Annotated in this window: 26 protein-coding genes; 9 read left to right on the top strand and 17 right to left on the bottom strand. The window is 69.2% G+C overall.

Going from position 1 to position 24,536, the window contains the following annotated elements; translation table 11 throughout:
- Positions 1 to 99: 99 nt before the first annotated feature.
- Complete coding sequence (guaA, locus tag OO71_RS19985; protein WP_084145049.1) at positions 100 to 1,656, bottom strand: glutamine-hydrolyzing GMP synthase; 1,557 nt, start codon at positions 1,654 to 1,656, stop codon at positions 100 to 102.
- A 131-nt stretch (positions 1,657 to 1,787) separates the two neighbouring features.
- Here guaA and OO71_RS19980 point away from each other — a divergent pair, with 131 nt between their 5' ends.
- Positions 1,788 to 2,336: a DinB family protein gene (locus OO71_RS19980; protein ID WP_033291360.1), complete on the top strand. Its 549-nt coding sequence runs from the start codon at positions 1,788 to 1,790 to the stop codon at positions 2,334 to 2,336.
- Here OO71_RS19980 and OO71_RS19975 read toward each other — a convergent pair.
- Complete coding sequence (locus tag OO71_RS19975) at positions 2,269 to 2,835, bottom strand: rhomboid family intramembrane serine protease (RefSeq protein ID WP_033291260.1); 567 nt, start codon at positions 2,833 to 2,835, stop codon at positions 2,269 to 2,271. The two genes, OO71_RS19980 and OO71_RS19975, sit on opposite strands and share 68 nt — an antisense overlap.
- A gap of 109 nt (positions 2,836 to 2,944) precedes the next feature.
- Between OO71_RS19975 and OO71_RS19970 the strand changes: the two genes are divergently transcribed.
- Entirely contained in the window at positions 2,945 to 4,390 is a 1,446-nt protein-coding gene (locus OO71_RS19970; RefSeq protein ID WP_033291259.1) for an aldehyde dehydrogenase family protein, read from the top strand.
- Here OO71_RS19970 and OO71_RS19965 read toward each other — a convergent pair.
- The 4 genes from OO71_RS19965 to OO71_RS19950 form a co-directional block, all read right to left on the bottom strand.
- On the bottom strand, positions 4,387 to 5,823 hold the full coding sequence (locus OO71_RS19965; protein ID WP_051791729.1) for an FAD-binding oxidoreductase: 1,437 nt from the start codon (positions 5,821 to 5,823) through the stop codon (positions 4,387 to 4,389). The genes OO71_RS19970 and OO71_RS19965 overlap by 4 nt on opposite strands.
- 61 nt (positions 5,824 to 5,884) lie before the next feature.
- The gene (locus OO71_RS19960) at positions 5,885 to 6,574 is read right to left on the bottom strand and encodes a maleylpyruvate isomerase family mycothiol-dependent enzyme (protein ID WP_033291257.1); all 690 of its coding nucleotides are present in this window, start codon (positions 6,572 to 6,574) and stop codon (positions 5,885 to 5,887) included.
- Between the two features lie 16 nt (positions 6,575 to 6,590).
- Positions 6,591 to 8,285: a GMC family oxidoreductase N-terminal domain-containing protein gene (locus OO71_RS19955; RefSeq protein ID WP_033291256.1), complete on the bottom strand. Its 1,695-nt coding sequence runs from the start codon at positions 8,283 to 8,285 to the stop codon at positions 6,591 to 6,593.
- Between the two features lie 148 nt (positions 8,286 to 8,433).
- Positions 8,434 to 9,573: a GuaB3 family IMP dehydrogenase-related protein gene (locus OO71_RS19950; protein WP_033291255.1), complete on the bottom strand. Its 1,140-nt coding sequence runs from the start codon at positions 9,571 to 9,573 to the stop codon at positions 8,434 to 8,436.
- 161 nt (positions 9,574 to 9,734) lie between these two features.
- On the opposite strand from OO71_RS19950, the gene OO71_RS19945 reads away from it, so the two are divergent.
- The gene (locus OO71_RS19945) at positions 9,735 to 10,970 is read left to right on the top strand and encodes an MFS transporter (RefSeq protein WP_033291254.1); all 1,236 of its coding nucleotides are present in this window, start codon (positions 9,735 to 9,737) and stop codon (positions 10,968 to 10,970) included.
- On the opposite strand, the gene OO71_RS19940 is transcribed toward OO71_RS19945, so the two are convergent.
- Together OO71_RS19940 and guaB are read right to left on the bottom strand one after the other, a co-directional pair.
- Positions 10,922 to 11,359, bottom strand: a complete 438-nt coding sequence (locus tag OO71_RS19940; protein ID WP_033291253.1) for a DUF3574 domain-containing protein — start codon at positions 11,357 to 11,359, stop codon at positions 10,922 to 10,924. The genes OO71_RS19945 and OO71_RS19940 overlap by 49 nt on opposite strands.
- Before the next feature lie 49 nt (positions 11,360 to 11,408).
- Positions 11,409 to 12,920 carry an IMP dehydrogenase gene (guaB, locus tag OO71_RS19935; protein ID WP_033291252.1) on the bottom strand — a complete coding sequence of 504 codons (1,512 nt, stop codon included), beginning with the start codon at positions 12,918 to 12,920 and terminating at the stop codon, positions 11,409 to 11,411.
- Between the two features lie 139 nt (positions 12,921 to 13,059).
- Between guaB and OO71_RS19930 the strand changes: the two genes are divergently transcribed.
- The gene (locus OO71_RS19930; protein ID WP_033291359.1) at positions 13,060 to 13,455 is read left to right on the top strand and encodes a DUF5319 domain-containing protein; all 396 of its coding nucleotides are present in this window, start codon (positions 13,060 to 13,062) and stop codon (positions 13,453 to 13,455) included.
- Positions 13,456 to 13,529: 74 nt separating this feature from the next.
- On the opposite strand, the gene OO71_RS19925 is transcribed toward OO71_RS19930, so the two are convergent.
- From OO71_RS19925 to OO71_RS19895, 6 genes are all read right to left on the bottom strand, one after another.
- Entirely contained in the window at positions 13,530 to 13,832 is a 303-nt protein-coding gene (locus tag OO71_RS19925; RefSeq protein WP_033291251.1) for a hypothetical protein, read from the bottom strand.
- Positions 13,833 to 13,891: 59 nt separating this feature from the next.
- On the bottom strand, positions 13,892 to 14,827 hold the full coding sequence (locus OO71_RS19920) for an anti-sigma-D factor RsdA (protein ID WP_033291250.1): 936 nt from the start codon (positions 14,825 to 14,827) through the stop codon (positions 13,892 to 13,894).
- A complete protein-coding gene (locus tag OO71_RS19915) occupies positions 14,828 to 15,400 on the bottom strand; it encodes a sigma-70 family RNA polymerase sigma factor (protein ID WP_033291249.1) in 573 nt (190 codons plus the stop codon).
- Between the two features lie 330 nt (positions 15,401 to 15,730).
- A complete protein-coding gene (locus OO71_RS19910; RefSeq protein WP_020662719.1) occupies positions 15,731 to 16,327 on the bottom strand; it encodes a response regulator transcription factor in 597 nt (198 codons plus the stop codon).
- 131 nt (positions 16,328 to 16,458) lie between these two features.
- Complete coding sequence (locus tag OO71_RS52270) at positions 16,459 to 17,634, bottom strand: hypothetical protein (RefSeq protein WP_425388689.1); 1,176 nt, start codon at positions 17,632 to 17,634, stop codon at positions 16,459 to 16,461.
- Positions 17,635 to 17,643: 9 nt separating this feature from the next.
- Positions 17,644 to 18,588, bottom strand: a complete 945-nt coding sequence (locus tag OO71_RS19895; RefSeq protein WP_033291248.1) for a MerR family transcriptional regulator — start codon at positions 18,586 to 18,588, stop codon at positions 17,644 to 17,646.
- 208 nt (positions 18,589 to 18,796) lie between these two features.
- On the opposite strand from OO71_RS19895, the gene OO71_RS19890 reads away from it, so the two are divergent.
- Positions 18,797 to 19,099 (top strand): WhiB family transcriptional regulator, encoded by a 303-nt coding sequence (locus OO71_RS19890; RefSeq protein WP_033291356.1) that lies wholly within the window; start codon positions 18,797 to 18,799, stop codon positions 19,097 to 19,099.
- A gap of 128 nt (positions 19,100 to 19,227) precedes the next feature.
- On the opposite strand, the gene groL is transcribed toward OO71_RS19890, so the two are convergent.
- Positions 19,228 to 20,844 carry a chaperonin GroEL gene (gene groL / locus OO71_RS19885; RefSeq protein ID WP_033291247.1) on the bottom strand — a complete coding sequence of 539 codons (1,617 nt, stop codon included), beginning with the start codon at positions 20,842 to 20,844 and terminating at the stop codon, positions 19,228 to 19,230.
- Positions 20,845 to 20,944: 100 nt separating this feature from the next.
- On the bottom strand, positions 20,945 to 21,238 hold the full coding sequence (gene groES / locus OO71_RS19880; RefSeq protein ID WP_033291355.1) for a co-chaperone GroES: 294 nt from the start codon (positions 21,236 to 21,238) through the stop codon (positions 20,945 to 20,947).
- A 477-nt stretch (positions 21,239 to 21,715) separates the two neighbouring features.
- Here groES and OO71_RS19875 point away from each other — a divergent pair, with 477 nt between their 5' ends.
- Positions 21,716 to 22,249: a DinB family protein gene (locus OO71_RS19875; RefSeq protein WP_342669935.1), complete on the top strand. Its 534-nt coding sequence runs from the start codon at positions 21,716 to 21,718 to the stop codon at positions 22,247 to 22,249.
- Here the strand turns inward: OO71_RS19875 and OO71_RS19870 are convergent.
- On the bottom strand, positions 22,225 to 22,632 hold the full coding sequence (locus OO71_RS19870; protein ID WP_033291245.1) for an ArsI/CadI family heavy metal resistance metalloenzyme: 408 nt from the start codon (positions 22,630 to 22,632) through the stop codon (positions 22,225 to 22,227). The genes OO71_RS19875 and OO71_RS19870 overlap by 25 nt on opposite strands.
- Positions 22,633 to 22,696: 64 nt before the next feature.
- Between OO71_RS19870 and OO71_RS19865 the strand changes: the two genes are divergently transcribed.
- Genes OO71_RS19865 through OO71_RS19855 form a run of 3 tightly spaced genes read left to right on the top strand, consistent with a single transcriptional unit; the run spans position 22,697 to position 24,485 of the window.
- Entirely contained in the window at positions 22,697 to 23,032 is a 336-nt protein-coding gene (locus OO71_RS19865; RefSeq protein ID WP_033291244.1) for an ArsR/SmtB family transcription factor, read from the top strand.
- Entirely contained in the window at positions 23,029 to 24,102 is a 1,074-nt protein-coding gene (gene arsB / locus OO71_RS19860) for an ACR3 family arsenite efflux transporter (RefSeq protein ID WP_033291243.1), read from the top strand. The genes OO71_RS19865 and arsB overlap by 4 nt, the downstream gene beginning before the upstream one ends.
- 44 nt (positions 24,103 to 24,146) lie before the next feature.
- Positions 24,147 to 24,485: an arsenate reductase/protein-tyrosine-phosphatase family protein gene (locus OO71_RS19855; RefSeq protein WP_051791727.1), complete on the top strand. Its 339-nt coding sequence runs from the start codon at positions 24,147 to 24,149 to the stop codon at positions 24,483 to 24,485.
- Positions 24,486 to 24,536: the final 51 nt, after the last annotated feature.

The raw sequence follows: 24,536 nt of genomic DNA, 5'->3' as shown, positions 1-24,536 counted from the left end.
CCCACCCCGGCCCCACCACCCAACACACCTCAAAAACAGCAGACGCGGCACAAAACCCACCACACCAACACGTTAAAACCCAAGGGAACCATCACGGAACTACTCCCACTCGATGGTGCCTGGGGGTTTGCTGGTTACGTCGAGGACTACGCGGTTGACTTCCTCGACCTCGTTCGTGATGCGGGTGGAGATTCGTTCCAGGGTTTCGTAGGGCAGGCGGGTCCAGTCGGCGGTCATGGCGTCTTCCGAGGACACCGGGCGCAGCACGATGGGGTGGCCGTACGTGCGGCCGTCGCCTTGGACGCCGACGCTTCGGACGTCTGCCAGTAGCACTACCGGGCACTGCCAGATTTCGTGGTCCAAGCCTGCTGCGGTGAGTTCCTCGCGGGCGATTGCGTCGGCTGCACGCAGGGTTTCCAGGCGGTCGGCGGTCACCTCGCCGATGATGCGGATACCCAAGCCCGGGCCCGGGAACGGCTGGCGTTGCACGATCGTCTCCGGGAGGCCCAGTTCCAGTCCTACCCGGCGGACCTCGTCCTTGAACAGCAAGCGCAGCGGTTCCACCAGCTCGAACTGCAGGTCATCAGGCAGGCCGCCGACGTTGTGGTGGCTCTTGATGTTCGCGGTGCCTTCGCCGCCGCCGGACTCGACCACGTCCGGGTACAGCGTTCCCTGCACCAGGAATCGGTAGTCGCCCTTGGCCTTGAGGTCCCGTTCGGCTTGCTCGAACACCCGGATGAACTCGCGGCCGATGATCTTGCGCTTCTGCTCCGGGTCGGTGACGCCGGAAAGCGCGCTGAGGAACCGTTCCCGCGCGTCCACAGTGACCAGGTTGACGCCCGTTGCGGCCACGAAATCCCGCTCTACCTGGGTGCGCTCCCCTGCACGCAGCAGGCCGTGGTCCACGAAGACACACGTCAGCCGGTCGCCGATGGCTCGCTGTACCAGCGCGGCCGCCACAGCCGAGTCGACGCCACCGGACAGGCCGCAGATCGCTCGTCCGTCGCCGATCTGTGCGGCGATCCTGCCGACCTGTTCGTCCACAATGGACGTTGTGGTCCACTGTGGCCGGACGCCCGCGATGTCGTGCAGGAACCGCCGCAGTACCTCCTGGCCGTGCGGCGAATGCGCGACCTCCGGGTGGTACTGGACGCCCGCGAAGCGCCGCGTCACGTCCTCGAAGCCGGCGACCTCGGCCCCGTCGGAACTGGCCGTGACGACCGAGCCCTCGGGGGCCTTGGTGACGCTGTCGTTGTGGCTCATCCAGGCCGTCTGGTGGCCGGGCAGTCCGGTGTGCAGGACGCCGCCGTCGCCGACCATTCGCACATCCGTGCGGCCGAACTCGCGGACGCCGGTCGGCTCGACCACGCCGCCGAGCGCGCGCGCGAGCAGCTGGTGGCCGTAGCAGATGCCGAAGATCGGCACGCCCGCCTCGACCAGTTTCGGGTCCATTCCCGGGGCGCCCTCGGCGTACACGCTCGACGGGCCACCGGACAGGATGATCGCCGACGGGTTCTTGGCCAGCAGCTCCTCGGCGGTCGCGCTGGAGGGCACGACCTCGGAGAAGACCTGGGCCTCCCGCACGCGGCGCGCGATCAGCTGCGCGTACTGCGCTCCGAAGTCCATGACGAGTACCGGACCGGTGGGAGTGGCCACCTACGACCTCCAGTCGAGCGAGCGCTGTTGTCTCCATCGTCCCAGGTGGGCCCCGTCACGTCGGCATGACCCCGAAAACCTGGCCCGGAATGCGGACGGCGGCTGTCCGCAACCCGGCTTACCGTGCCTCCATGACTGTCGACTGGACCAAGCAACTGACCGAGCAGCTCGACTGGCACTGGCAGCACCACGTGCGCTCCCGGCTGGACGGGCTCACCGACGACGAGTACTTCTGGCAGCCTGTCCCGGACTGCTGGACGGTGCGTCCGCGCACGGAGAACCCCGACGGACCGGGCATCGGCGACTTCACCATCGACTTCGCGTTCCCCGAGCCGACCCCGCCGCCGGTCACCACGATCGCGTGGCGGCTCGGGCACATCATCGTCGGCGTGCTGGGCATGCGCGCGGCGTCGCACTTCGGCGGCCCGGCGATGACGTACCAGGATTACCCGTACGCGGGCACGGCCGACGAGGCGCTCAAACAGCTCGACGACGCGTACGCAAACTGGATCGCGGGTGTCCGCTCGCTGACCGGGGAAACGCTCACGCGTCCGGTTGGTCCGGCCGAGGGACCGTATGCCGAAGAGCCGATGGCGACGCTCGTCCTGCACATCAGCCGCGAGACGATTCACCATTCCGCGGAAGTCCTGCTGCTGCGCGACCTCTACCGAAACCGATGAGTACCGCCAGCGGCGCGACCAGCAACGCGGCCCGGAAGAGCGGTCCGGCGTCCCGGAGCACCACCACGGCGAGCGCGCCGAGCAGCCCGGCAACGCACATGGAGTTTCCGGCCCCGACCGGGTTGAGCCAGAGGTAACTCAGGAACTGCCCGAACAGCCCACAACCGAAATACAGGACAAACCACTGGACGCGGCTGAAGCACCATTCCGCGAAGGTGCCGAGCACGGCCAGCGCGATCAGGTTGAAGATGCCGCCGAAAATTCCGCCGTCGTGGAAGAACATGCCGGTGCCGAGCCGCCACCATTGCCCGGCGTCGATGGCCGTGGCACCCCGCTGCACGCGCTCCAGCAGGGATGGCTCGACCAGCTGAGCCACCAGCGCGGCGGCGGCGGCCAGGAACACCACCCCGGCGAGTACCGGACGGCGCACCGTGCCGGTACGGGCGAAGAACGCGCGCACGGGGTTGGCGGACCTGCGAACTGCGGCCGAATCGGTCATGGGTCCGACGATAAGGCGCGGGCGCCCCCGACAAATGACATCTCGGCGGCGGGACAGTCGGGCCGAGCCCGGCGTGCCCCGTCCGGCGTACCCGAATACCTTGGTGCGCATGGACACGATCACCCCACAGCCGCGGGCCGCGTGGATCGCCGGTCGGGCCGAGCAGGGCGCGAGCACGCTCGTGGTGCACCACCCGTTCGACGGCAGCGAGGTCGCGACCGTCGCGGTGCCCGGTGCGGAACAGGTCGAACGGGCGGTGGCTGCGGCGGCCGCGGTCGCGAAGGAGTTCCGGCGCAGTCCGGCACACCAGCGGGCGAACGCGCTCGAGCACGTGTCGCGCGGGATCGCGCTGCGCGCCGAGGAGCTCGCCGAGGTGATCACCGCGGAGAACGGCAAGCCGCTGAAGTGGGCCGAGGCCGAGGTGAAACGTGCGGTGTCGGTGTTCCGTATCGCGGCCGAGGAGGCCCGCCGGTTCAGCGGCGACGTGCAGCGGCTCGACTCCGACCCGTCCGGCGACGCCCGCCTCGCGCTGGTCCGCCGGGTGCCGCGCGGGCCGGTGCTCGGGATCGCGCCGTTCAACTTCCCGCTGAACCTGGTGGCCCACAAGGTCGCGCCGGCGCTCGCGGTGGGTGCGCCGATCATTGTCAAACCCGCGCCGCGCACGCCGTTGTCGTCGCTGATTCTCGGTGAGCTGCTCGCCGAGACGGACCTGCCGGAAGGTGCGTTTTCCGTGCTGCCGCTGGGTAATCCGGAAACGCAGAAGCTGGTCGCGGACCCGCGGCTGCCGGTGGTGTCGTTCACCGGGTCGGGTCCGGTCGGCTGGTCGCTCGCGGACGCGGCGGCCCGCAAGCACGTCGTGCTGGAACTGGGTGGCAACGCGGCGGCGGTCGTGCTGCGGGACTGGCCGGACCTCGAGGGCGCCGCGCAGCGCATCGCGACCTTCGGGAACTACCAGGCCGGGCAGTCGTGCATCGCGGTGCAGCGGGTGATCGTGGACGCCGCAGTCGCGGACGAGTTCGTACCCGCGCTCACCGAGGCCGTCGAGGCACAGCAGACCGGTGACCCATACGACCGCAACACCGACGTGGGTCCGGTGGTCGACGAGGCTGCCGCGGAACGGATTGTGGCGTGGGTCGAGCAAGCCGTGTCCGGCGGCGCACGGGTACTAACCGGCGGAACGCGCTCGGGCGCGACCGTCGCGCCGACCCTGCTCACCGACGTCCCGGCGGACGCCAAGGCGTGGTCGGAGGAGATCTTCGGACCGGTGCTCGCGGTGTCCATTGTGGACGGGGTGGACGAGGCTTTCGCTGCGGTGAACGATTCGGCGTACGGGTTACAGGCCGGGGTGTTCACCAGCGACGTGCAGCTGGCCTTCCATGCATCGGCGGAGCTGGAGGTCGGCGGCGTGATCATCGGCGACGTACCGTCCTATCGCGCGGACCAGATGCCTTACGGCGGCGTGAAAGGCTCGGGCGTCGGACGCGAAGGGGTACTATCGGCAATGCACGATCTGACCGAGGAACGCGTGACAGTGTTCACCGGAGTGGACCTCTAAACCCCTTGGGCGAATTTGAACACTCCGTTGGGGTCGTACACTTTCGCCACCTGGTCGAGACGGGCGGTGTTGTTGCCGTAGTACGCCGTTTTCCAGTCGGTGAGGTCCGGGTCGATGTAGTTGACGTAGCCGCCGCCCGCGCCCGCTCCGGCCAGCTCGGTGACCACTGTGGACACTGCACTCCGCACGCTCGTCTGGTTCGCCGCTGTCGCCGGGGAGTAGACCTGGATGCTGGCCAGCGCCTTCCGGTGCCAGAACGCCGTACCGGTCGGCGAGATGTCGGCGACCGCGCCGCCGAGGCCGTCGATCAGCAGGTCCATTCCTTTGTGGCCGGACGCGAGGTCGGCGACCTTCGCGCCGTCCACCGGCTTGGTGATGATCCGCGACGACGCCACGAAGGTCTGCCGTTCCGAACTGCCGGAGAAGTACTTCATTGCCGCGCCGTAGCCGAGGGTCTTCATCGTTCGGCTCGACGGGGAAACGTCCAGTCCATCGAGGACGGACGACAATTCCGTTGAGCTACCGACAAATGCTCCGCCGATTCGGCACGAACCATTGGACACCACCAGGTTCGACCACAGCTCAGGCGGCGTGGTGGGCAGCCAGCGCTGCCACTCGTCAAGCACGTCACCCGTTGAACCGGACGGGAACCGCAGTGAGAACACTGTGATACTCGGCGCTTCCGCGGTGTTGAAGGTGAAAGACGTGACGATGCCGAAGTTTCCCCCACCGCCTCCGCGCAGCGCCCAGAACAGGTCACTGTCGGATGCTGCGCTGACCGTGCGGAGTTTGCCGTCCGGCGTGACGACCTGAGCCGACTTGAGCCGATCGCAGGTGAGACCATATTTTCGGGTCAGCACCCCGATTCCGCCACCGAGGGTGAGCCCGGCAATGCCGACCGTCGGGCACGATCCGGCGGGCAGGCAGCGTCCGGCCTCGGCCAGCGCGGAATAGACGGCGCCGAGTTTCGCCCCGGCGCCGATCACCACCTGTTCACCTTGGACGTCCACAGTGGACATCCCGCCGACGTCGACGATCAGCCCGCCGTCCGGCGTCGAATACCCGGCATAGCTGTGTCCCCCGCTGCGCGCCGCAATCGGCACCCGGCCACCGGCCAGGTCGACGCACGCCTGTACATCCTCCGGCTTCTCGCATTTCGCGACCGCGGCCGGGGTGCGGCCGTCGAACAACGGGTTGAACACGCGTTTCACGGTGCCGAATCCGTCATCGGAAGGCAAGACGAGGTCGCCACTCAGCTTGTCCCGCAACGCTTTCCAGTCGGGCGGACCGGACGGCTTGCTGCTGGTGGACGGCGGCACCGGCGAGCTGGACTGCGGTGTCGACGGCGGCGCAGCCGGGCTGCACGCAGCGGCCACCGCACCGAATGCGGTGAGCCCGGCCACCCGCAGGAACGTCCTTCTCCCGACAGTCATACCGATCAGACGTTCCGGGCCCGGCATGGGTTGCGTTTCGTGGCGTCCACTTCGGACGCTGTCACAGCAGCGACTCCATTTCCGGCACCGGACCGGACAAGGCGGACCCGTCGGCGCGGCCGGTGAGCCAGGGCAGCACGGTGCCCGGGGTGCCGGTGACCAGTTCGCCGCCGTCGCCGAACGTCCAGGTGTGCGCGCCGTCGGTGAGCCGGAACGACGGCAGCTGCCGCGGGCTGATCCGGATCAGGGTCGCGATCACGGTGTCGAGGTGGTCGCCGAGCAGGGCGGTCGCGCTGTCGAAATCGTGCCCGGCGTCGAGGTCGGCGAGGTGGATCGTGGTCTCCGACAGCCGCAGGGTGAGCGCGTCCACGCCGGTCATCGCGGCGCCGTTACGGTGTCGGACCGGCGCCGACCAGGCCTCCTCCGACAGCCGCGCGGCATGCTCGGTCAGCCGCTGCCCGGACGCCACGAGGTCGGCCACGATTTCCGCCGGAGCCCTGGTCGCGCCCGCCTCGATGGCATCGTCCCGCGCCGTGCCCGGCCCGTACATCGGCTGCTCGACACCGGTTTCGGCCCAGGTCAGCAGGTTGCCGATGGCGTCGGCGTTGCGGGCGACGTGGGTGAACAGGTGCGCTCGCGTCCAGCCGGGCAGCGCGCTTGGCTCGCCGAACGCCGCGTCCGGCAGGCCTTGGGCGACCCGCGCCCATTCGTCGTGCAGTTCGCGGATGCGGTCCAACGCCGTAGTGGTCACCCGGCGATCCTAGGCGTCAGTGGCGCAATGCGGCAGGGGCGCTTGCCGGAACGGCCGGGTTCTTCGGCGCCACCGGCTCCATCCGCAGGTACCCGCGGCCCTGCTCCGGCCGCTGATCGGCCTCGCCCTTGTTGGGCCAGAACGAGAATGCCCGCTCGGCCTGCGCGGTGATCGTGAGCGACGGGTTCACGCCGAGGTTCGCGGTGATCGCCGAACCGTCCACAACGGACAGTCCGGGATAGCCGTACACCCGGTGGTACGGATCGATCACGCCGGATTCCGGGCTGTCCCCGATCGGGACGCCGCCGATGAAATGCGCGGTGAGCGGAATGTCGAAGACTTCGCCCCAGGTACCGCCCGGCATGCCGCCGATGTGTTCTGCGGTGCGCACATTCGCCTCGTGCCCGGCCGGAATGAAGCTCGGGTTCGGTTCGCCGTGGCCTTGTTTCGACGTGAATTTCCGGCGCCCGAAAAGGCCGCGGCGAGTGTAGGTGGTGATGGAATTGTCCAGGCTCTGCATCACCAGGAGGATTACGGTGCGCTCGCTCCAGCGGTATGCGTTGAGCAGTTTTGCCGACTGTATGGGGTGTTTCAGCAGGAAAGTGGCTGCTTGGCGCCAGCGCGGTACCTTCGACGAACCATCCGTCGCGACGGTTTGCAGCAGGCTCATTGCGTTGCTGCCCTTGCCATAGCGCACCGGTTCGATGTGGGTGTTTTCGTCTGGGTGAATTGATGAGGTGATGGCGACGCCACGGCTGAAGTCGCGGGTTTCGTCCACGGTGGCGCGGGCGGCGCCGATGATGGCTTCGGAGTTGGTCCTGGTCAGTTCGCCCAGCCGCCGCGACAACTTGGGCAACGCGGCAGTTTCTTTCATGCGGTGCAACAGGTTTTGGGTGCCCCAGGTTCCGGCAGCGAAGACGACCTGCGACGCGGTCACCTTGGTACGGAAGCGTTTACCTGTCTTCTGCAGGGTGACTTCGTAACCGTCAGCGGTTGGGCGCACTGTCGTTACCGTGGTCAGCGGGATGACCTTCGCGCCGTTCTTTTCCGCGAGATAGAGGTAATTCTTCACCAGCGTGTTCTTCGCACCGACACGGCAGCCGGTCATACACGACCCACATTCCGTGCAGCCGACGCGATCCGGCCCGGCGCCACCGAAAAACGGGTCAGCCGCGGTCTCCCCTGGCTTGCCGAAATACACCCCGACCGGCGTCGGGTGAAAGGAATCGGCCACTCCCATGTCTTTTGCGACCTCGCGCATCACCACGTCCGACGGCGTGATCGTCGGGTTCGTGACGACCCCGAGCATCCGGCTGGCTTGGTCGTAATGCGGGGCCAGTTCGCTTTCCCAGTCGGTGATGTGTGCCCATTGGCGATCTTGATAGAACGGCTTGAGGGGGCGGTACAACGTGTTCGCATACACGAGTGATCCGCCGCCGACGCCTGCGCCGGCCAGCACCATGACGTCGTTGAGCAGGTGGATGCGCTGGATGCCGTAACAGCCGAGTTGCGGGGCCCAGAGGTAGCGCTTGAGGTCCCAGGAGGTCTTGGCGAACTCGTCGTCGGCGAATCGCCTACCTGCTTCGACCACGGCGACGCGGTAGCCCTTTTCGGTCAGTCGCAGGGCGGCGACGCTGCCGCCGAAGCCGGAGCCGACGACGAGGACGTCGTAGTCCGGGTCAACTCGCGTGGTGGTGTTACTGGCAGTCACAGATAGCAGGGTAGCCCCGGTCAGCTCTTCTGACCAGGGGTAAGTTACCGACGAGTTCGGTCGCGCAGCCGGGGCGGGGAAAGTCCGTGAAGGGAACCTTCACGGAATCTGATTCCCTGAAGGTGGCCTTCACGGACTTGAAGGGGGTTCAGCCGCGTACGGCCAGGCCCACTCGCTGGAATTCCTTCAGGTCCGAGTAGCCCGTCTTGGCCATGGCCCGGCGGAGGGCACCGAAGAGGTTCACCACGCCCTCCGCGTCCGACGACGGGCCGAACAGCAGCGTCTTCAGGTCGGCTGCGTAGTCCGAGTCCGGGCCTGCGACCACGCGCGAGCGCGGCAGCGACGGGTGTGCGGCGGCCGCCGTCCAGTACAGGCCCTGGCCGGGGGCGTCCGAGGCCGTCGCCAGGGGGGCGCCCAGCATTACCGCGTCTGCGCCGCACGCGATGGCCTTGGCGATGTCACCGGAGGTGGTGATGCCGCCGTCGGCCAGGACATGTACGTAGCGGCCGCCCGTTTCGTCCAGATAGTCCCGGCGGGCAGCGGCTGCGTCGACGATTGCCGTTGCCATCGGGACTCCGATACCCAGCACGCGGTCGGTGCTCGTGACGCCCTCGGTGTACCCGTGGCCGACGATCACGCCTGCCGCGCCGGTGCGCATCAGGTGCATGGCGGTGCGGTAGTCGCTCACGCCGCCGGCGATGACCGGGACGTCGAGGCGGCCGATGAATTCCTTGAGGTTGAGCGGTTCCGCGTCGCGCTGGACGTGCTCGGCCGAGATGATCGTGCCCTGCACCACCAGGATCTCGACGCCTGCGGCGAGCAGGTCCGGCGTCAGTTCGGAGGCGTGCTGCGGGCTCACCCGCGCGGCGACCGTGACCCCGGACTCCCGCACGGTCTTGATCGCCTCGGACAGCAGGTCGAGGCGGATCGGTGCGGAGTGCAGCTCCTGCAGCTCACGTACGACGGCCGTCGGGTCCTCGCTGTCCTCGGCCGCGCGGACGAGGCGGAAGATCGCTTCCTCGACACCTCCGTGCCGGGCCCACAGGCCTTCGGCGTTGAGCACGCCCAGCCCGCCCAGCTCGCCGATCGCCACCGCGGTGCCCGGCGACACGATCGCGTCGGTCGGGTGCGTGACCAGCGGCAGGTCGAACCGGTACGCGTCGATCTGCCAGGCCGTGGACACCACCGACGAGGACCGCGTGCGCCGTGACGGGACGATTTCCACGTCATCGAGGCCGTACGCCCGCCGCGCCGTGCGGCCCATGCCGATCTCGACCAGATCCCGCACGTGATGTCCCTTCTCGCACCTGACGTCGAACAGTGTCCATTGTCGCCAGTGGACGTGGGTGACCTGCGCACGGGGGGCCACAACCACCGGTGGTGGGCGTGGTTGTTTGCCACCGCGGGCGCCGGATGGTTGGCTGCTTCGCTGGACCGAGGGGGACGGAATTGGCTCTGGGCAAGGACTTCCAGAGGTTGTGGCTGGCTTTCGCGGTGAGCACCTCGGGCAGCTTCCTCGCCTTCGACGCCTTCTCCGTGATCGCCGTCCGCGTCCTGCACAGCAGCGCCGCGCAGGTGTCGCTGCTGGCCGGAGCCGGGCTCGCGGTGGGTGCACTGGTGGCGCTGCCGCTCGGGCCGTGGGTGGAGTTCCGGCGGAAACGGCCGGTGCTGGTCGCGATGGACGTGATCCGCTTCCTCGCCCTGCTGACGCTGCTTCCGGCGTACCTGCTCGACGCGCTGACGTTCGGCCAGCTCGTGGCCGTTTCGGTGGTCGTGGCGGCGGCGAACATCGCCTTCACCGCGGCGAGCGGCGCGTACCTGAAGTCACTCGCGTCCGGCCCGGACCTGCTCGTCGCCAACGGCCGCTTCGAGACCACGCAGTGGACCGCGACGGCCATCGGCCCACCTGCCGGTGGCGCGGCAATCGGGCTGTTCGGCCCGCTGGTCACGGTGGTCCTGGACGCGATGAGCTACCTGCTGTCCGCGCTCACCCTCGGCACGATCCGCGGCACCGAGCGCAAACCGGCCGACCGCCCGGCCGCGTTCCGGGCCGCCGACCTCACCGAAGGCTGGCGCTACCTCTTCCGGCACGCCCGGCTGCGGATGTTGTTCCTCAACACCTGCCTGGTCAACGCCCTGATCATGGCAACCGCACCGATCCTGGCCGTACTGCTGCTCGGCGAGCTCGGCTTCCCGACGTGGCAGTACGGGCTCGCGTTCGGCGTGCCCTGTCTCGGCGGTCTCCTCGGGTCACGGCTCGCCCGGCGCCTGGTACCCCGTTACGGCCAGGCCCGGCTGCTGCCGATCCTGGCCACCCTCCGGACCTGCTGGGTGGTGCTGCTCGCATTCGTCCCGGACGGGACCGCCGGGCTGGCCTGGGTGATGATCGTCGAGTTCGCGCTGATCATCTGCGCTGCGATGTACAACACTGTCCTCGCGACCTACCGCCTCGAACAGACCGATGACCGGTACGTGAGCCGCATGCTGTCGGCGTGGCGGATCAGCAGCAGCGCCACCACCGCGGCCCTGACCATGGCTTGGGGCGCGGTGGCGGCGTGGCTGGGCACCCGCGGCGCGCTCGGTCTCGCGGGCGCGCTGATGCTGGTGACCCCGCTGCTGCTGGCCGGATGGAACCGTCAGAACGAAACCCGCTCGACGGAATCGGTGCGCAGCACGGATTCCTGATCGAACAGGTTCTTGTAGTCGGTCCGGATCTGCTCGAGGTCGTCGTTCGCGTGCTGGTTCGAGAACGGGTACAGCACCACGAGCACGACCGACCGTTCCCGCACGACTGTGCCCGCGCCGGAACGCCACTGACCGGTGCCGACCAGCTGGGTGAAGCCGTCCGGGAACCGCGGCGTGATGTCCTTCGCCGAGAAGTCCGCGAACTCCTTGTCGGTGACCTCGCCGCCGTTCGGCTTCGAGGTGCCGAAGTACAGCTCGGTGCGTTTCCACACCTGCCCCGGCGCCGCGACCGGCTCGGCTGCCGTCGCCGTGGAAACCGCCGCCCCTCCCCCGGCGCCGAGCACCGCCGCCGTCGTCACTGCAAGCACGAACCGCCGTGAAACCCGCATCCGCCCATTCCCTCCCGTGTGGCTGGAGGGCCAGTGTGGCGGAACGGCGTCACCGCGTCGTGTAGTTCGGCGCCTCGACGGTCATGGTGACGTCGTGCGGGTGGCTCTCCTTGAGCCCGGCCGCGGTGATCCGCACCAGCTGCGCCTCCTGCAGCTGCGGAATCGTCTCCGCGCCCGCGTATCCCATTCCCGCGCGGAGGCCGCCGACGAGCTGGTGCACCACGTTCGCGAGCGGACCGCGGAACGGGATGCGGCCTTCGATGCCCTCGGGCACGAGCTTGTCCTCGTTGAGCACGTCGTCCTGCGCGTAGCGGTCCTTGGAGTACGACTTCGCCTCGCCGCGCGACTGCATGGCCCCCAGCGAGCCCATGCCGCGGTAGACCTTGAACTGCTTGCCGCCGACCAGGATCAGGTCACCGGGCGATTCGGCAGTACCGGCCAGCAGGCTGCCCAGCATCACCGTGGACGCACCGGCCGCGATGGCCTTCGCGATGTCGCCGGAGTACTGGATGCCGCCGTCACCGATCACCGGGACACCCGCCGGACGGCACGCCTGGTCGGCCTCGTAGATCGCGGAGATCTGCGGTACGCCGACGCCCGCGACGATGCGCGTGGTGCAGATCGAACCCGGGCCGACGCCGACCTTCACGCCGTCCACGCCCGCGTCGACGAGCGCCTGCGCCCCAGCACGCGTGGCGACGTTGCCGCCCACGATGTCGACGGTTTCGCCGAGTTCCTTCTTCAGCAGCCGCACGGTGTCGACGACCGCGCGCGAGTGGCCGTGCGCGGTGTCGACCATCAGCACGTCTACGCCTGCTTCGGCCAGCGCCATCGCGCGCTTGTGCCCGTCCGGACCTACGCCGACCGCGGCGCCGACGATAAGCCGGCCGTCCGGGTCCTTGCTGGCCCGCGGATACTGCTCGGTCTTCACGAAATCCTTGACCGTGATCAGCCCGCGCAGCTTGCCCGCGCCGTCGACGATCGGCAGCTTCTCGATCTTGTGCCGGCGCAGCAGCCCGAGCGCGGCCTCCGCGGTGACCCCGACCTGCGCGGTGACCAGCGGCGCCTTCGTCATGACCTCGCTCACCGGGCGCGTGTGGTCGACCTCGAACCGCATGTCGCGGTTGGTGATGATGCCCACCAGCTGGCCGGAGGCGTCGGTGACCGGAACGCCGGAAATGCGGAAGCGCGCACACAGCGCGTCGACCTCGGCGAGAGTGTCGTCGGGAGCGCAGGTGACCGGGTCGGTGACCATGCCCGCCTCGGACCGCTTGACGACCTCGACCGCCGCCGCCTGCTCCTCGATCGGCAGATTGCGCTGCAGCACGCCGATCCCGCCCTGTCGGGCCATGGCGATCGCCATCCGCCCCTCGGTGACGGTGTCCATCGCGGCGGAGACCAGCGGCACGTTGAGCATGATGTTGCGGCTGAGCCGGGTACTCGTATCGACCCCGCTCGGCACCACGTCCGATTCGGCAGGCAGCAGCAGCACGTCATCGAAGGTCAAGCCGAGCATCGCGAACTTGCTGGGCACGGCGGTGGTGATGCTTTCGCTGGTCATTGCGGGCGAAGGGCCTTCCTGGCGGGAGTGGGCGGAAGTCGCGGGCGGCGTTGCCTGACACGGCCGAGGGTGGTCGGGCCTTCCCCTCATGATATCCGGGCCGGGGCCCCGGCCCGGGCAGGTGGCCCGGCCCGGTACCGTGCAGGCCGTGCCGCACGAAGTGTTGCCCCCCGATCCGTTCGCGGACGACCCGGACGATCCGGCCCGGGCCATCCCCGACCCCGACGACCACCTCGAAGAGCCGATCAGCGCGGACGAACGCACCGAGCTGCTGGCCGACCTGTCCGATCTCGCCGTGTACCAGGCTCTTCTCGAGCCACGCGGGGTCCGCGGCATCGTGGTCGACTGCGGTGAATGCGACGAACCCCACTACCACGACTGGCACCTGCTGCGGGCCAGCCTGGAGCAGCTGCTGTCGGACGGCCGGATGCGCCCGCACGAGCCGGCCTTCGACCCGAACCCGGGCGACTACGTGAGCTGGGACTACTGCCGCGGCTTCGCGGACGGGGTCACGGCCAACGAAAGCGCTTACTGACCGGGTTTTTGCCCTGATTTGCCGGTTTTACGACGAGGTCCTGGTGAGTTTCGCCACCAGGACCTCGTTTTGCGTCACCGGCGGCGGGCCTCCGCGATCCGGGCCTCCGCCTGCGCGGTCATCACGCGCTCGGTGAGCGCGGGCCACGGCGGACGATGGACCAGCGCGAGCGTCGAGAACGCTGCCGCCACGAAGCCCGTGCAAACGCCGATCAGGGCGATCCGGCTCTCATCCGTTGCCGGTGTCCAGGTGACGCCGTCCGCGGTGATCGTGTACAGGCCGACCGCGCGGCCAGGTCCCCCGCGGCGACCCTGCCTGGTGACGGTGACCAGCACGGTCCCGCCGGAAGTCTCGTAGGGCTCTCCGAATACCAGCACTGTGCCTCCCTCATCTCGGAGGAACCACGGTGCCACGAAAACCCGGGCGCTCGCTGAAGTTACGCCCCGCCGGTGCCGTTCGGTACCTGCGCGCCCTGCGACGACTCGTTGCGCGGGCTGCCGCCCGGGTCGTTCGCCGTGGCGCTGGTGGTGGCCGGCGGCGGGGTCGTGGTGGACGTGGTCGGCGGTGGCGGCTGCTGCGTGACCGAGGTGGGCGGCAGGCTCGTGGTGCCGGTGCCCGGAAGCGACGTCGGCCGCCCGGTGGACTGCTGTGCCGTGCTGCTGGCCGGGTCGTGCGCCGCCGACGCCGGGGGCGACGTGGTGGGCGTCTGGCCCGACGGGGGTGCCGTTGGCGTGCCGAGCTGCGCGGCCAGCTGCCGGTGCTGTTGCAGGAGCAGGTCGCGGTTCTCGGAATCGGCGACCTGGTTGAGCGCGGCCTTGGCGTCGTCGAGGGCGCGGCGGGCGTCGGCGAGCCGGTTGTCGGCCAGTGCCAGGTTCGCCTTCTCCAGGTCGAGCTTCGCGGCCGCGGCGGCCTCGACGGACCGCGTGTGGTCGGCGTACAGGACCTTGGCGAGGCCCCACAGCGTGTCGCCGGGCTGGGCGTCACGCGCGGCGAGGCCGGTGCCGGTGAAGGCGATGGCTGCGGCGGCGCACGCGGCGGCCACCGGCACGAGAATGCGGCGACGGCGGCTGCGGCTGGAGTACTTGCGCGCCAGCGTGGCGGTTTTCACCGTGCTGACAGCGGTGTCGACGTCGACCAGCTCGGCCAGCGGCTCGCTGTCGATGTCTCGGCGCCAGGCCAGCAGGAGCGCATTGAGCTCCTGGTCCCCGAGTCCGTCGGCGACGGCCGGATCCGTCCCGCCGAGCGCGTCGAGCAGCGCGTCGTCGGCCTGGATGGCCGTGAGGTCCCCGTCGGCCTCCGCGTCGTATCCGGTCATTCCGCTCGTCTGCGCGGACGGCGACAAGTCGCGGTCCCGGTCTTCGCGGTCGGTCACTCAGATCACCTCCTCGGCGGCGAGCACCTTACGCAAGCGGGCAAGGGCCCGGTGCTGGGCGACGCGGACGGCACCCGGCGTGGATCCGACGGCCTCCGCCGTCTCCTCCGCCGACAGCCCCACCACGACCCGCAGCACGACGATTTCCCGCTGCTTGTCCGGCAGTACCTGCAACAACTGGGCCATCCGCTCGTTCAGCTCACCCTGCAGCGCACGCTGCTCGGGGCCGACGCCGTTCTCGACCTCGTCGGGGATCTCGGCGACCGGCTCCGCCCGGTTGCGCGCGGCGGCTCGATGCGCATCGGCCACCTTGTGCTGGGCGATCCCGTAAACGAATGCCAGGAAAGGGCGGCCCTGGTCACGGTACGAAGGCAATGCCGTGAGCACCGCGAGACACACCTCCTGCGCAACGTCGTCTGCCGAAGCGAACGAACGCTCCTGCCTGCCAACCCGGGCGCGGCAATACCGCACCACAAGGGGACGAATGGCCGCCAGCAACCGCTCCACTGCCTGAGGGTCTCCCTCGACAGCGGCGGCGACCGGCTCGTCCAGTCCATCCCCCACAGTGGCCATCGCAGACAACAGTCCCAGCGTTACGTGTAGGCGTGCAAAGAATCCGGCGCGTGGTCGTTACCGCCGTGCGCCGGTCACAGCTACCGTACCGGCGGAGTCCTACCAGACAACCGCCAGAGGTGGTGACCGGCGCGCCGAGGGGGGCTCGCGCGCGGGGCACCGGCGATTGTCGCAGGTGGGCGGGGCGGGAAGAGCCGGTGGGGACGCGGCGGCGGGTACTGGCGGGTATTTCGGCAGCAGCACACAGGTACGGGCCAGGGCTTGCGGCCCTGGCCCGTCGTCACCGTGATGATCGGATCGGAAGTCCCGTGCTGCTGGTGGAGCGGTGGTTCAGGAGACGAGACCGCGGCGGAAGCCGTGCGCGACGGCCTGCGCGCGGTCGCGGACGCCGAGCTTGCGGAAGAGCCGCCGCGCGTGCGTCTTGACCGTGTCCTCGGAGAGGTACAGCTCACGGCCGATCTGGCCGTTGCTCTTGCCCTGGCTCATGCCGCGCAGCACCTGCAGCTCGCGCTCGGTGAGCTGCACGCCCGGGTCGGACGGCTGCCGCGGCGCGGGCACCGAGGTGCTGGCGAGCGTGTGCGCCAGCGCGGCGACGAGCTCCGGCCGCGAAGCGTCCCAGCGCAGGTAACCGCGGGCCCCGCCGGCAATCGCGGCGGCGATGCTGCCCGCGTCGTCCGGGGCACCGAAGACGATGACGTTCGCCTGGGGGTTCGCGGAGACGAGCCGGCGCGTGGCCTCGACGCCCGTCGGGACCGCGCGCTGCGTCCCGACCAGTACGACGTCGACCGGCTGACGGGTGTACCGGGCCAGCAGCTCGTCACCGTGCGCTACGCAGTCGATGCGACTGACCCCTGGGACCGCGGACATCACACGGGTGAGCCCTTCGCGGACACTGCGTCGGTCGTCGCAGATCAAGACCGTCGTCACGGGGTTTCCTTCCTGCAGCCGGGTGACATTCCACTTCCCCTATCGGACGCTTTAGCCCGAACCTTGACACGATCCGGTGGCTTTTTTTGAAGTTTCTTAGCCCGGATGCCGGAACGGGCGTTCCCGCAGGCCTACCCGGGTCCGGCGGGGACCCACGGCGATTCCCGTGCGATGCGCATCACGCAAGGATCCGCGTGCCGTAACACTGCGTGCAACACTTCCCGGCTCCTGAATCGATACTCCTCGGCCCGGTCGTGAACCAGATCTGCCCCGACCCGCGCAGCCACCCAAATAAGTGAATAGAGCTCGCATTTCTCGGCCGTTTCTCCGGCTTCGACGACGAGCTTTGCGGCGCCCTCCTGCCCGGCCGCGTGCAAGGCGACGCCGAGCACGATGGCGGACTTGACGGCATGCCGCTGCGCCTTGTGGGCGACGGCGGTGTCGTACGCCAGCCGAGCGGGCTCGACGGCCGCTTCGGGCCGTCCGGCGGCGAGCTCGATCTCGGCCCCGACCCAGCCGCCCCGGACGGTGGCGCGCCATCGCCGGTCGACCTGCGCCGCCCGGGCCGCGAGCCGCCGGGCAGCGGGGAGGCGGCCGATGGCGAGGTTGTCCGCGGCGAGCCCGAGGAGTGCGTCGGCTTGGGCACCGGGGAGGTCGAGGCCGTGCGGGTCGGGTGGGCCGAGGCTGCGCGGGTCGGGCGTGCCGAGGCCATGTGGATCGGGGGAACCGAGACCGCGCGGGTCAGGGACGTCAGGGCCGTGCGCGCCGGGTGGGCCGAGACCGCGCGGACTGGGAAGGCCGAGACCGTGCGGGCCGGATGGGCCGAGGCCGGGCGGGCCGGGCGGACCGAGACCGCGCGGGTCGGGTGGGCCGAGGCCGGGTGGGCCGGGGAGGCCAGGACCGTGCGGATCGGGCAAGCCGAGACCGTGCGGATCGGGCAAGCCAAGGCCGGGCGCGCCGGGAAGGCCGAGACCGCACGAGCCGGGAACGCCAAGACCGTGCGGATCGGACGAGCCTGCGCCGCGGATGGTCGCCAGCAGGGCCTCCCCGTCCAATCTCCTCGCCAGTACGTGCCCGCCCAGCTGGCGGCGGTGCGAGGCGAGCGTGCTGGCGGCCAGCGAAGCCATCACCGGGTCGCTGTTCCGGCGCAGTGGGTCCAGCAGTGCCGACGCCGCGGCGTACCACCCCCGCGCGCCCAGCACGATGGCCGACAGCAGGCGTTGCCGCGGGGTGCCCGTCCGAGGTAGCGGACCGGGCGGCGCGGCGCACGTGCCGAAGGCGAGGGTCGCCAGCGCTTCTTCGTCCACGTGACCTTTCTATCGCGGCGCACCGACAAGAACGTGCTCCACGCGGTCGGCAGCGGCCGGAAGATCGGCCAGCAGCTCGACTTTCGGGGGCAGCATTGCCGGATCCCAGCCGGGGCCGCAGGCGAAGAGGCGGCTGCGTTGCCGTCCGCGGGAGACGCGCGCGAACAGGCGTGGGTCGGCGACAGCGCGGTGTGCCCACAGCACCACTGCGGCTGGCGCGCTTCGCCGTACGGCCACCGCGAGCACCTCCGGCGGCAGCGCCACACCGAAGAACTGCGCGCCGATACGTCGTCCCGCGAGGGCGGCAGCCAGCGCGTACACGGACATGGTGTCCCGTTCCTCGGGTACGCACGCGAGTAGCACCGGACGCTGGTTGCGCGGCTCGTCTAGGACGGGTGTCGCGCGCACCAGTGCCGCGTACACGCACTCGGCGAGCAGGTACTCGACCTCGGCGCCCGCGTGCACACCACGCCACCGCGCACCCAGTGCCGTAAGAACTGGGTCGATGACGCCGGACCACGCTGACAGCACGCCCAGCTCGGCTATCGCTTCGGCGAGCATGCGCTGTACCGCGCCGACGTCCATGGCCAACGCCGCGGTGCTCAACCGGCGCGCGAGGCGCGAAGGGACTTCGCCGTCGTCAGAGGCAGAATTACCCGCTGATTCCGCTGTGGGCTCTGTCGGCGCCGGTACGGCGTCCGCGCGCGGCATCTGCTCCAACGCGTACCGCGCGGCTTCCGCTGTCGAAGCTCCGCGAAGCAACGCGCGCTGCATGAGCTCGAGACGGCCGATGTCGGAACTTCCGTAGCGCCGGTGCCTGCCGTCGGTGTGCCGGCTGGGGCCGAGACCGTAGCGCCGATCCCAGGTACGCAGGGTGGACGGCGCGACCCCGAGCCGGCGGGCGACCGAGGCCACCGGCAGGGTGGGTTCTCCATCGCCCGATCCGGATCCCACCCGGCCAATATCCTGCCCGCTCGCGGTCACGGCAACCCGAGCCAAAAGCCCAGCTCACACATCCGGGGGATGCCTAACGGCTGAATCGCCGCGGATCTATTGAACAACTATTGGCGCGCTTCTAACGTTACCGCCGTTGCACCGAATGGAGTATCGGCACCACAGCAGAGCAGCTAATGGCATCGACCGGATGACGGAGGCGGTCAGGATGGCAGACACGCGCAGGCTCCCCGGACCCAATGCGGACATGTGGGACTGGCAGCTGGAGGGGTCGTGCCGGGGGATGGACAGCGCGTCTTTCTTCCACCCGGACGGAGAGCGGGGACCGGCGAGGGCACGGCGTGAGGCGAGGGCCAAGGCGATCTGCCTGGCGTGCCCGGTGCTGGACCTGTGCCGAAGCCACGCGCTGGCCGTGCACGAGCCGTACGGGATCTGGGGCGGACTGTCCGAATCGGAACGGGACCACATCATCAAACAGGACAAACGCGCGCTGACCATGGCGCACAGCTGATTTTCTCCCGGCGCGGAAGGGGCGGTGTCCACATCGGACACCGCCCCTTCGCTTGCCCGATGTGGACAGTCCGCAAAAGACAGTGGGGCGGCACTCTCTCGAGTGCCGCCCCGGTGCCGCGGGTTGCGTCAGTGCGCGTGCCCGTGGCCGTGACCTGCGTCGGGCTCCTGGTCGGCAGGCTTCTCGACCACGGAGCTTTCCGTGGTGAGCACCAGCCGCGCGATGGAAGCCGCGTTCGCGACTGCCGAGCGGGTGACCTTGACCGGGTCGACGATGCCGCCCGCGATCAGGTCGGTGAGCTCGCCGGTGGCCGCGTTGAAGCCATGGCCCCAGCTCTGCTCCTGGACCTTGTTCACGATGACCGCACCCTCGTGGCCCGCGTTCGACGCGATCCAGAACAGCGGGGCGGTGAGCGCGTCGCGGACGATCGCCACGCCGGTGGCCTCGTCACCGGTGAGGCCGAGGTCGCCCTCGAGCTCCTTCACCGCGTGCACGAGCGCCGACCCGCCGCCGGGCAGGATGCCCTCCTCGACGGCCGCCTTGGTGGAAGCCACGGCGTCCTCGATGCGGTGCTTGCGCTCGTTCAGCTCGGTCTCGGTGGCCGCGCCGACCTTGATCACGGCCACGCCGCCGCCGAGCTTCGCGAGCCGCTCCTGCAGCTTCTCGCGGTCCCAGTCGGAGTCGGTGGTCTCGATCTCCTTGCGGATCTGCGCGGTCCGCCCGGCGATGGCGTCCTTCGTGCCCGCGCCGTCGACGATCGTGGTGTCGTCCTTGGTGACGACGATCCGGCGCGCCTTGCCGAGCGAACCGAGGTCCACTTCGGACAGCTTGCGGCCGATCTCGGCGGAGATGACCTCGCCACCGGTGACGACGGCAAGGTCGTCCAGGAACGCCTTGCGGCGGTCGCCGAAGAACGGCGCCTTGACCGCGACCGCGGTGATCGTCTTGCGCAGCGAGTTCACCACGAGGGTGGACAGCGCCTCGCCGTCGACGTCCTCGGCGATGATGAGCAGCGGCTTCTTCGCCTCGACGACCTTCTCCAGCACCGGGAGCAGGTCGGCCAGCGCCGAGATCTTCTCGCGGTGGAGCAGGATGTAGGCGTCCTCGAGGATCGCCTTCTGGTCCTCGGGGCTGGTGGCGAAGTGCGCCGACAGGAAGCCCTTGTCGAACTGGACACCCTCGGTGATCACGAGCTCGGTCGCCAGGGTGGACGACTCCTCGATGGTGATCACGCCGTCTTCGCCGACGCGCTCGACGGCCTCGCCGAGCAGCTGGCCGATCGTGGCGTCGCGCGAGGTGACGGTGCCGACCTGGGCGATGTTGTCGCGGCCCTTGACCGGGGTGGCCTTGGCCTTGAGGATCTCGACGACCTTGTCCGCGGCCGCCTCGATGCCCTTGCCGACCGCGGTCGGGTTGGCACCGGCGGCGACGTTGCGCAGGCCGTGCTTCACCAGCGACTGGGCCAGCACCGTTGCGGTGGTGGTGCCGTCACCGGCGACGTCGTTGGTCTTCGTGGCGACGCTCTTGGCGAGCTGCGCACCGAGGTTCTCGAACGGGTCCTCGAGCTCGATCTCGCGGGCGACGGTGACGCCGTCGAGCGTGATCGTGGGCCCGCCGAACTTCTTGTCGAGGACGACGTGGCGACCGCGCGGGCCGAGGGTGACCTTGACCGCGTCGGCGAGCTTGTTCACCCCGCGCTCGAGCGCGCGACGAGCGTCCTCGTCGAAACTGATCTGCTTGGGCATGACGCTTTCCGCTTGCCTTTCGGTTGTCGTGCGACACAAAGAACGCCCCGCACCCCGGCTTGGTGCGGGGCCCGGGGCGTCCTTGCGCTGCGAGTGACTGTCAGTTGATGACGGCCAGCACGTCGCGGGCGGAGAGGATCAAGTAGTCCTCACCGTTGTACTTGACCTCGGTACCGCCGTACTTGGAGTAGATGACGACGTCGCCGACAGCCACGTCCACCGGAACGCGGTTGCCCTTGTCGTCGATGCGGCCCGGGCCAACGGCCAGAACCTTGCCCTCCTGGGGCTTCTCCTTGGCAGTGTCGGGGATGACGAGGCCGGAAGCGGTCGTCTCCTCGGCCTCGCTCGTCTGGACAACGATCTTGTCCTCGAGCGGCTTGATGTTCACGCTCACCGGGTTGACCTCCACGGTCGTCGAAAGCGTCGGCAATATGACTTGTTACGGCTCATACCACCCCCGCCGTCGCGGGTGCCGGGGCTGTCCGGGCCGTTCGATTAGCACTCTAGCCACGGGAGTGCCAGCTTCGCAAGGAGGGTCTGCTTACGCTGGGGAAACTTGGCCTGCGAGCGTTTGACCGGCGGGTTTGTTCCGTGCCGGGAAATCGTCCACCGGTACCCGGCGTACCACGTAGCTGCCACCGTGGTCTCCTTCCCGGCGGGAAAGATCTCCGACCGCGGGCCACTCCTGGTCGTCGGCGTCGTCGCCTTCCTGTTGTCCTACGCCCTGGTTGCCAGCCGGCCTGCGGCCCGAGGTCGCGTTCGGCTATCTCGCGTGCGGGCTGGCAGGGCTGGCCGTACTGCGTGAAGTTCGGCCACTGCAGCAGCACTGGCCTTCTCAGCCCCGGCGGCGGACACTGACCAGGTGGACAGAGTGGCCGTTCACGAAGAGATGGAGCAGGCCCGCCGGAGCTTTCACCAGCTGCTGGACCGGGCGAGCGAGAGCGACCTGCGGCGGCCGAGTGCAGGCACCCGGTGGAACAACCGTCAGCTGCTGTTCCACATGCTGCTCGGCTACCTGATCATCCGCGCCCTGCTCCGGCTGGTGCGGCTGTTCGATCGCCTGCCGGACGGGGTGAGTCGCGCGTATTCGCGGCTGCTGAACGCGGGCACCGCGCCGTTCGACGTGGTCAACTTCGCCGGGTCCTGGCTCGGTGGCGCGGTGCTGCCGAGGCGGTGGATGCTGACGTTGTTCGACCGGACGATCGCGGCGCTGCACCGCCGTCTCGACCGGGAAACCGACGTCGAACTCGACCGGGGCATGCACTATCCCACCCGGTGGGATCCGTTTTTCCGGGACCGCATGACCTTGGCGGACGTCTACCGGTTCCCGGCCCGGCATTTCGAGTTCCACCGTGCCCAGCTGACCTTGCCGGACGGTGATCAGGAACAGCAGCCTTCGGATTGAGCAGGCCCGAAGGTCCGCGAGTCGGCCTTCACCGTGTACACCTCCCACGGCTCCTGGCCAGGACCGTGCACCCACACCTTGTCCTGCACCGCATAGCAGCACGTTGTGTCGTTCTCGGGCAAGGTTTCCAGGCCTTCCCCGGTGAGGCGCGCACTGGCCGCGCTCACCTCCTCCGTCGACTCGACCTCGACGCCCAGATGGTCCATCACCGTCGCCTGGCCTGGCTCGCCCTCAAGGAGGACGAGCTTCAGCGCGGGTTCGGCGATGGCGAAATTCGCGTAACCGGGGCGAAGCTTGGCCGGTTCGGTGCCGAACAGCTTGGCGTAGAAGGCGATCGAGCCTTCCAGATCCCCGACCCGCAGTGCGAGCTGTATTCGTGACATCCCCGCCTCCTTCGGCAGCCGAATGATGATTGCTCCTTGTTTAGAAGTCTGTCAAGATAGACACATGTCGAAACAGGTGGACGCCTGCTGCTCCCCGCTGGTCCGCGAACCCTTGGGCGAGGAGCAGGCCGCCGAGCTGGCCAGGCTGTTCAAAGCGATGGCCGACCCGGTCCGGCTGCGGCTGCTGTCGCTGATCGCGTCCCACGACGGCGGCGAGGCGTGCGTGTGCGACCTGACCGGCGCGTTCGAGCTGACCGGCCCGACGATCTCCCACCACCTCAAGGTCCTGCGCGAGTCCGGCTTGATCACCGGCGAACGGCGCGGTACGTGGGTGTACTACCGCGTCCATCCCGAGGTGCTGGCCCGGCTTTCGGCCGTGCTCATCCCGGTTCCGGCATGACCGGCACCGCGAACGGGGTCGTCGGCAAACTGTCCACTTTGGACCGTTTCCTGCCCGCGTGGATCGCCGCCGCGATGGTCGCCGGATTGCTCGCCGGGCGCTGGATTCCCGGGCTGGACACGGCGCTGTCCGCGGTGCAGGTGGACGGGATTTCCCTGCCGATCGCGCTCGGGCTGCTGGTGATGATGTACCCGGTGCTGGCGAAAGTCCGCTACGACCGCCTCGGCACGGTCACCCGCGACCGGCGGCTGCTGTGGCCGTCGCTCGTGCTGAACTGGCTGGTCGGCCCGGCGCTGATGTTCGCGCTCGCCTGGCTGCTGCTGCCCGACCTGCCGGAGTACCGCACCGGGTTGATCATCGTCGGGCTCGCCCGGTGCATCGCGATGGTGATCATCTGGAACGACCTCGCGTGCGGCGACCGCGAAGCCGCCGCTGTGCTGGTCGCGCTGAACTCGGTGTTCCAGGTGGTCGCGTTCGGCCTGCTGGGCTGGTTCTACCTCACCGTCCTGCCCGGCTGGCTCGGTCTCCCGCAGGCCGACCTCGCCGTGTCCGGATGGCAGATCGCGAAGAGCGTGCTGATCTTTCTCGGGATTCCGCTGGTGGCCGGGTACCTGACGCGCCGTCTCGGCGAACGCGCCCGCGGCCGTGCCTGGTACGAATCGGAGTTCCTGCCGAAAATCGGCCCGGCCGCGCTGTACGGGCTGCTGTTCACAATCGTGATTCTCTTTGCCCTGCAAGGAGATCAGATCACCGCGCGGCCGATGGACGTGGTCCGGATCGCGGTGCCGTTGCTGGTCTACTTCGGACTGATGTGGGCCGGGTCGTACGCCTTCGGCCGCGCGGCCGGGTTGTCGTACGAACGCACCACGACGCTGGCGTTCACCGCTGCGGGCAACAACTTCGAGCTCGCGATCGCCGTTGCCATCGCCACGTTCGGCGCCACCAGCGGACAGGCGCTGGCCGGGGTCGTCGGGCCGTTGATCGAGGTTCCCGTGCTGGTGGCGCTGGTGTATGTGTCACTCGCGCTGCGTCGCCGTTTCGCTTCGGCCCCAGTGGAGGTCACGCCGTGAAGACAGTCCTGTTCGTCTGCGTCCACAACGCCGGGCGGTCCCAGATGGCGGCCGCGCTGCTGCACCACCACGCCGCCGGTCGCGTGGCGGTCCGCTCGGCCGGATCGACCCCGGCGAGCGAGGTGAACCCGGCGGTGGTCGCAGCCATGACGGAACTCGGGATCGACGTTTCCCGCGAATTCCCCAAGCGCCTGACCACCGACGCGGTCGACGCCGCCGATGTCGTGATCACCATGGGCTGCGGTGACGCATGCCCGGTGTTCCCCGGAAAGCGTTACCTGGACTGGCAACTGGACGACCCGGCAGGCCTGCCGGTGGAACAGATCCGCCCGATCCGTGACGAGATCGACCGCCGGGTGCGCGCGTTGCTCGCCGAACTCTGACGCGCCCGCGAGGCTCCCGAAGCACAACGGTGATTGGAGACTGTCCACTCC

Source organism: Amycolatopsis jejuensis, assembly GCF_000717335.1.
In the GTDB taxonomy this organism is placed as follows: Bacteria; Actinomycetota; Actinomycetes; order Mycobacteriales; family Pseudonocardiaceae; genus Amycolatopsis; species Amycolatopsis jejuensis.
The sequence above is the reverse complement of the archived record's forward strand: the minus strand, read 5'-3'. Positions and strand labels throughout refer to the sequence as shown.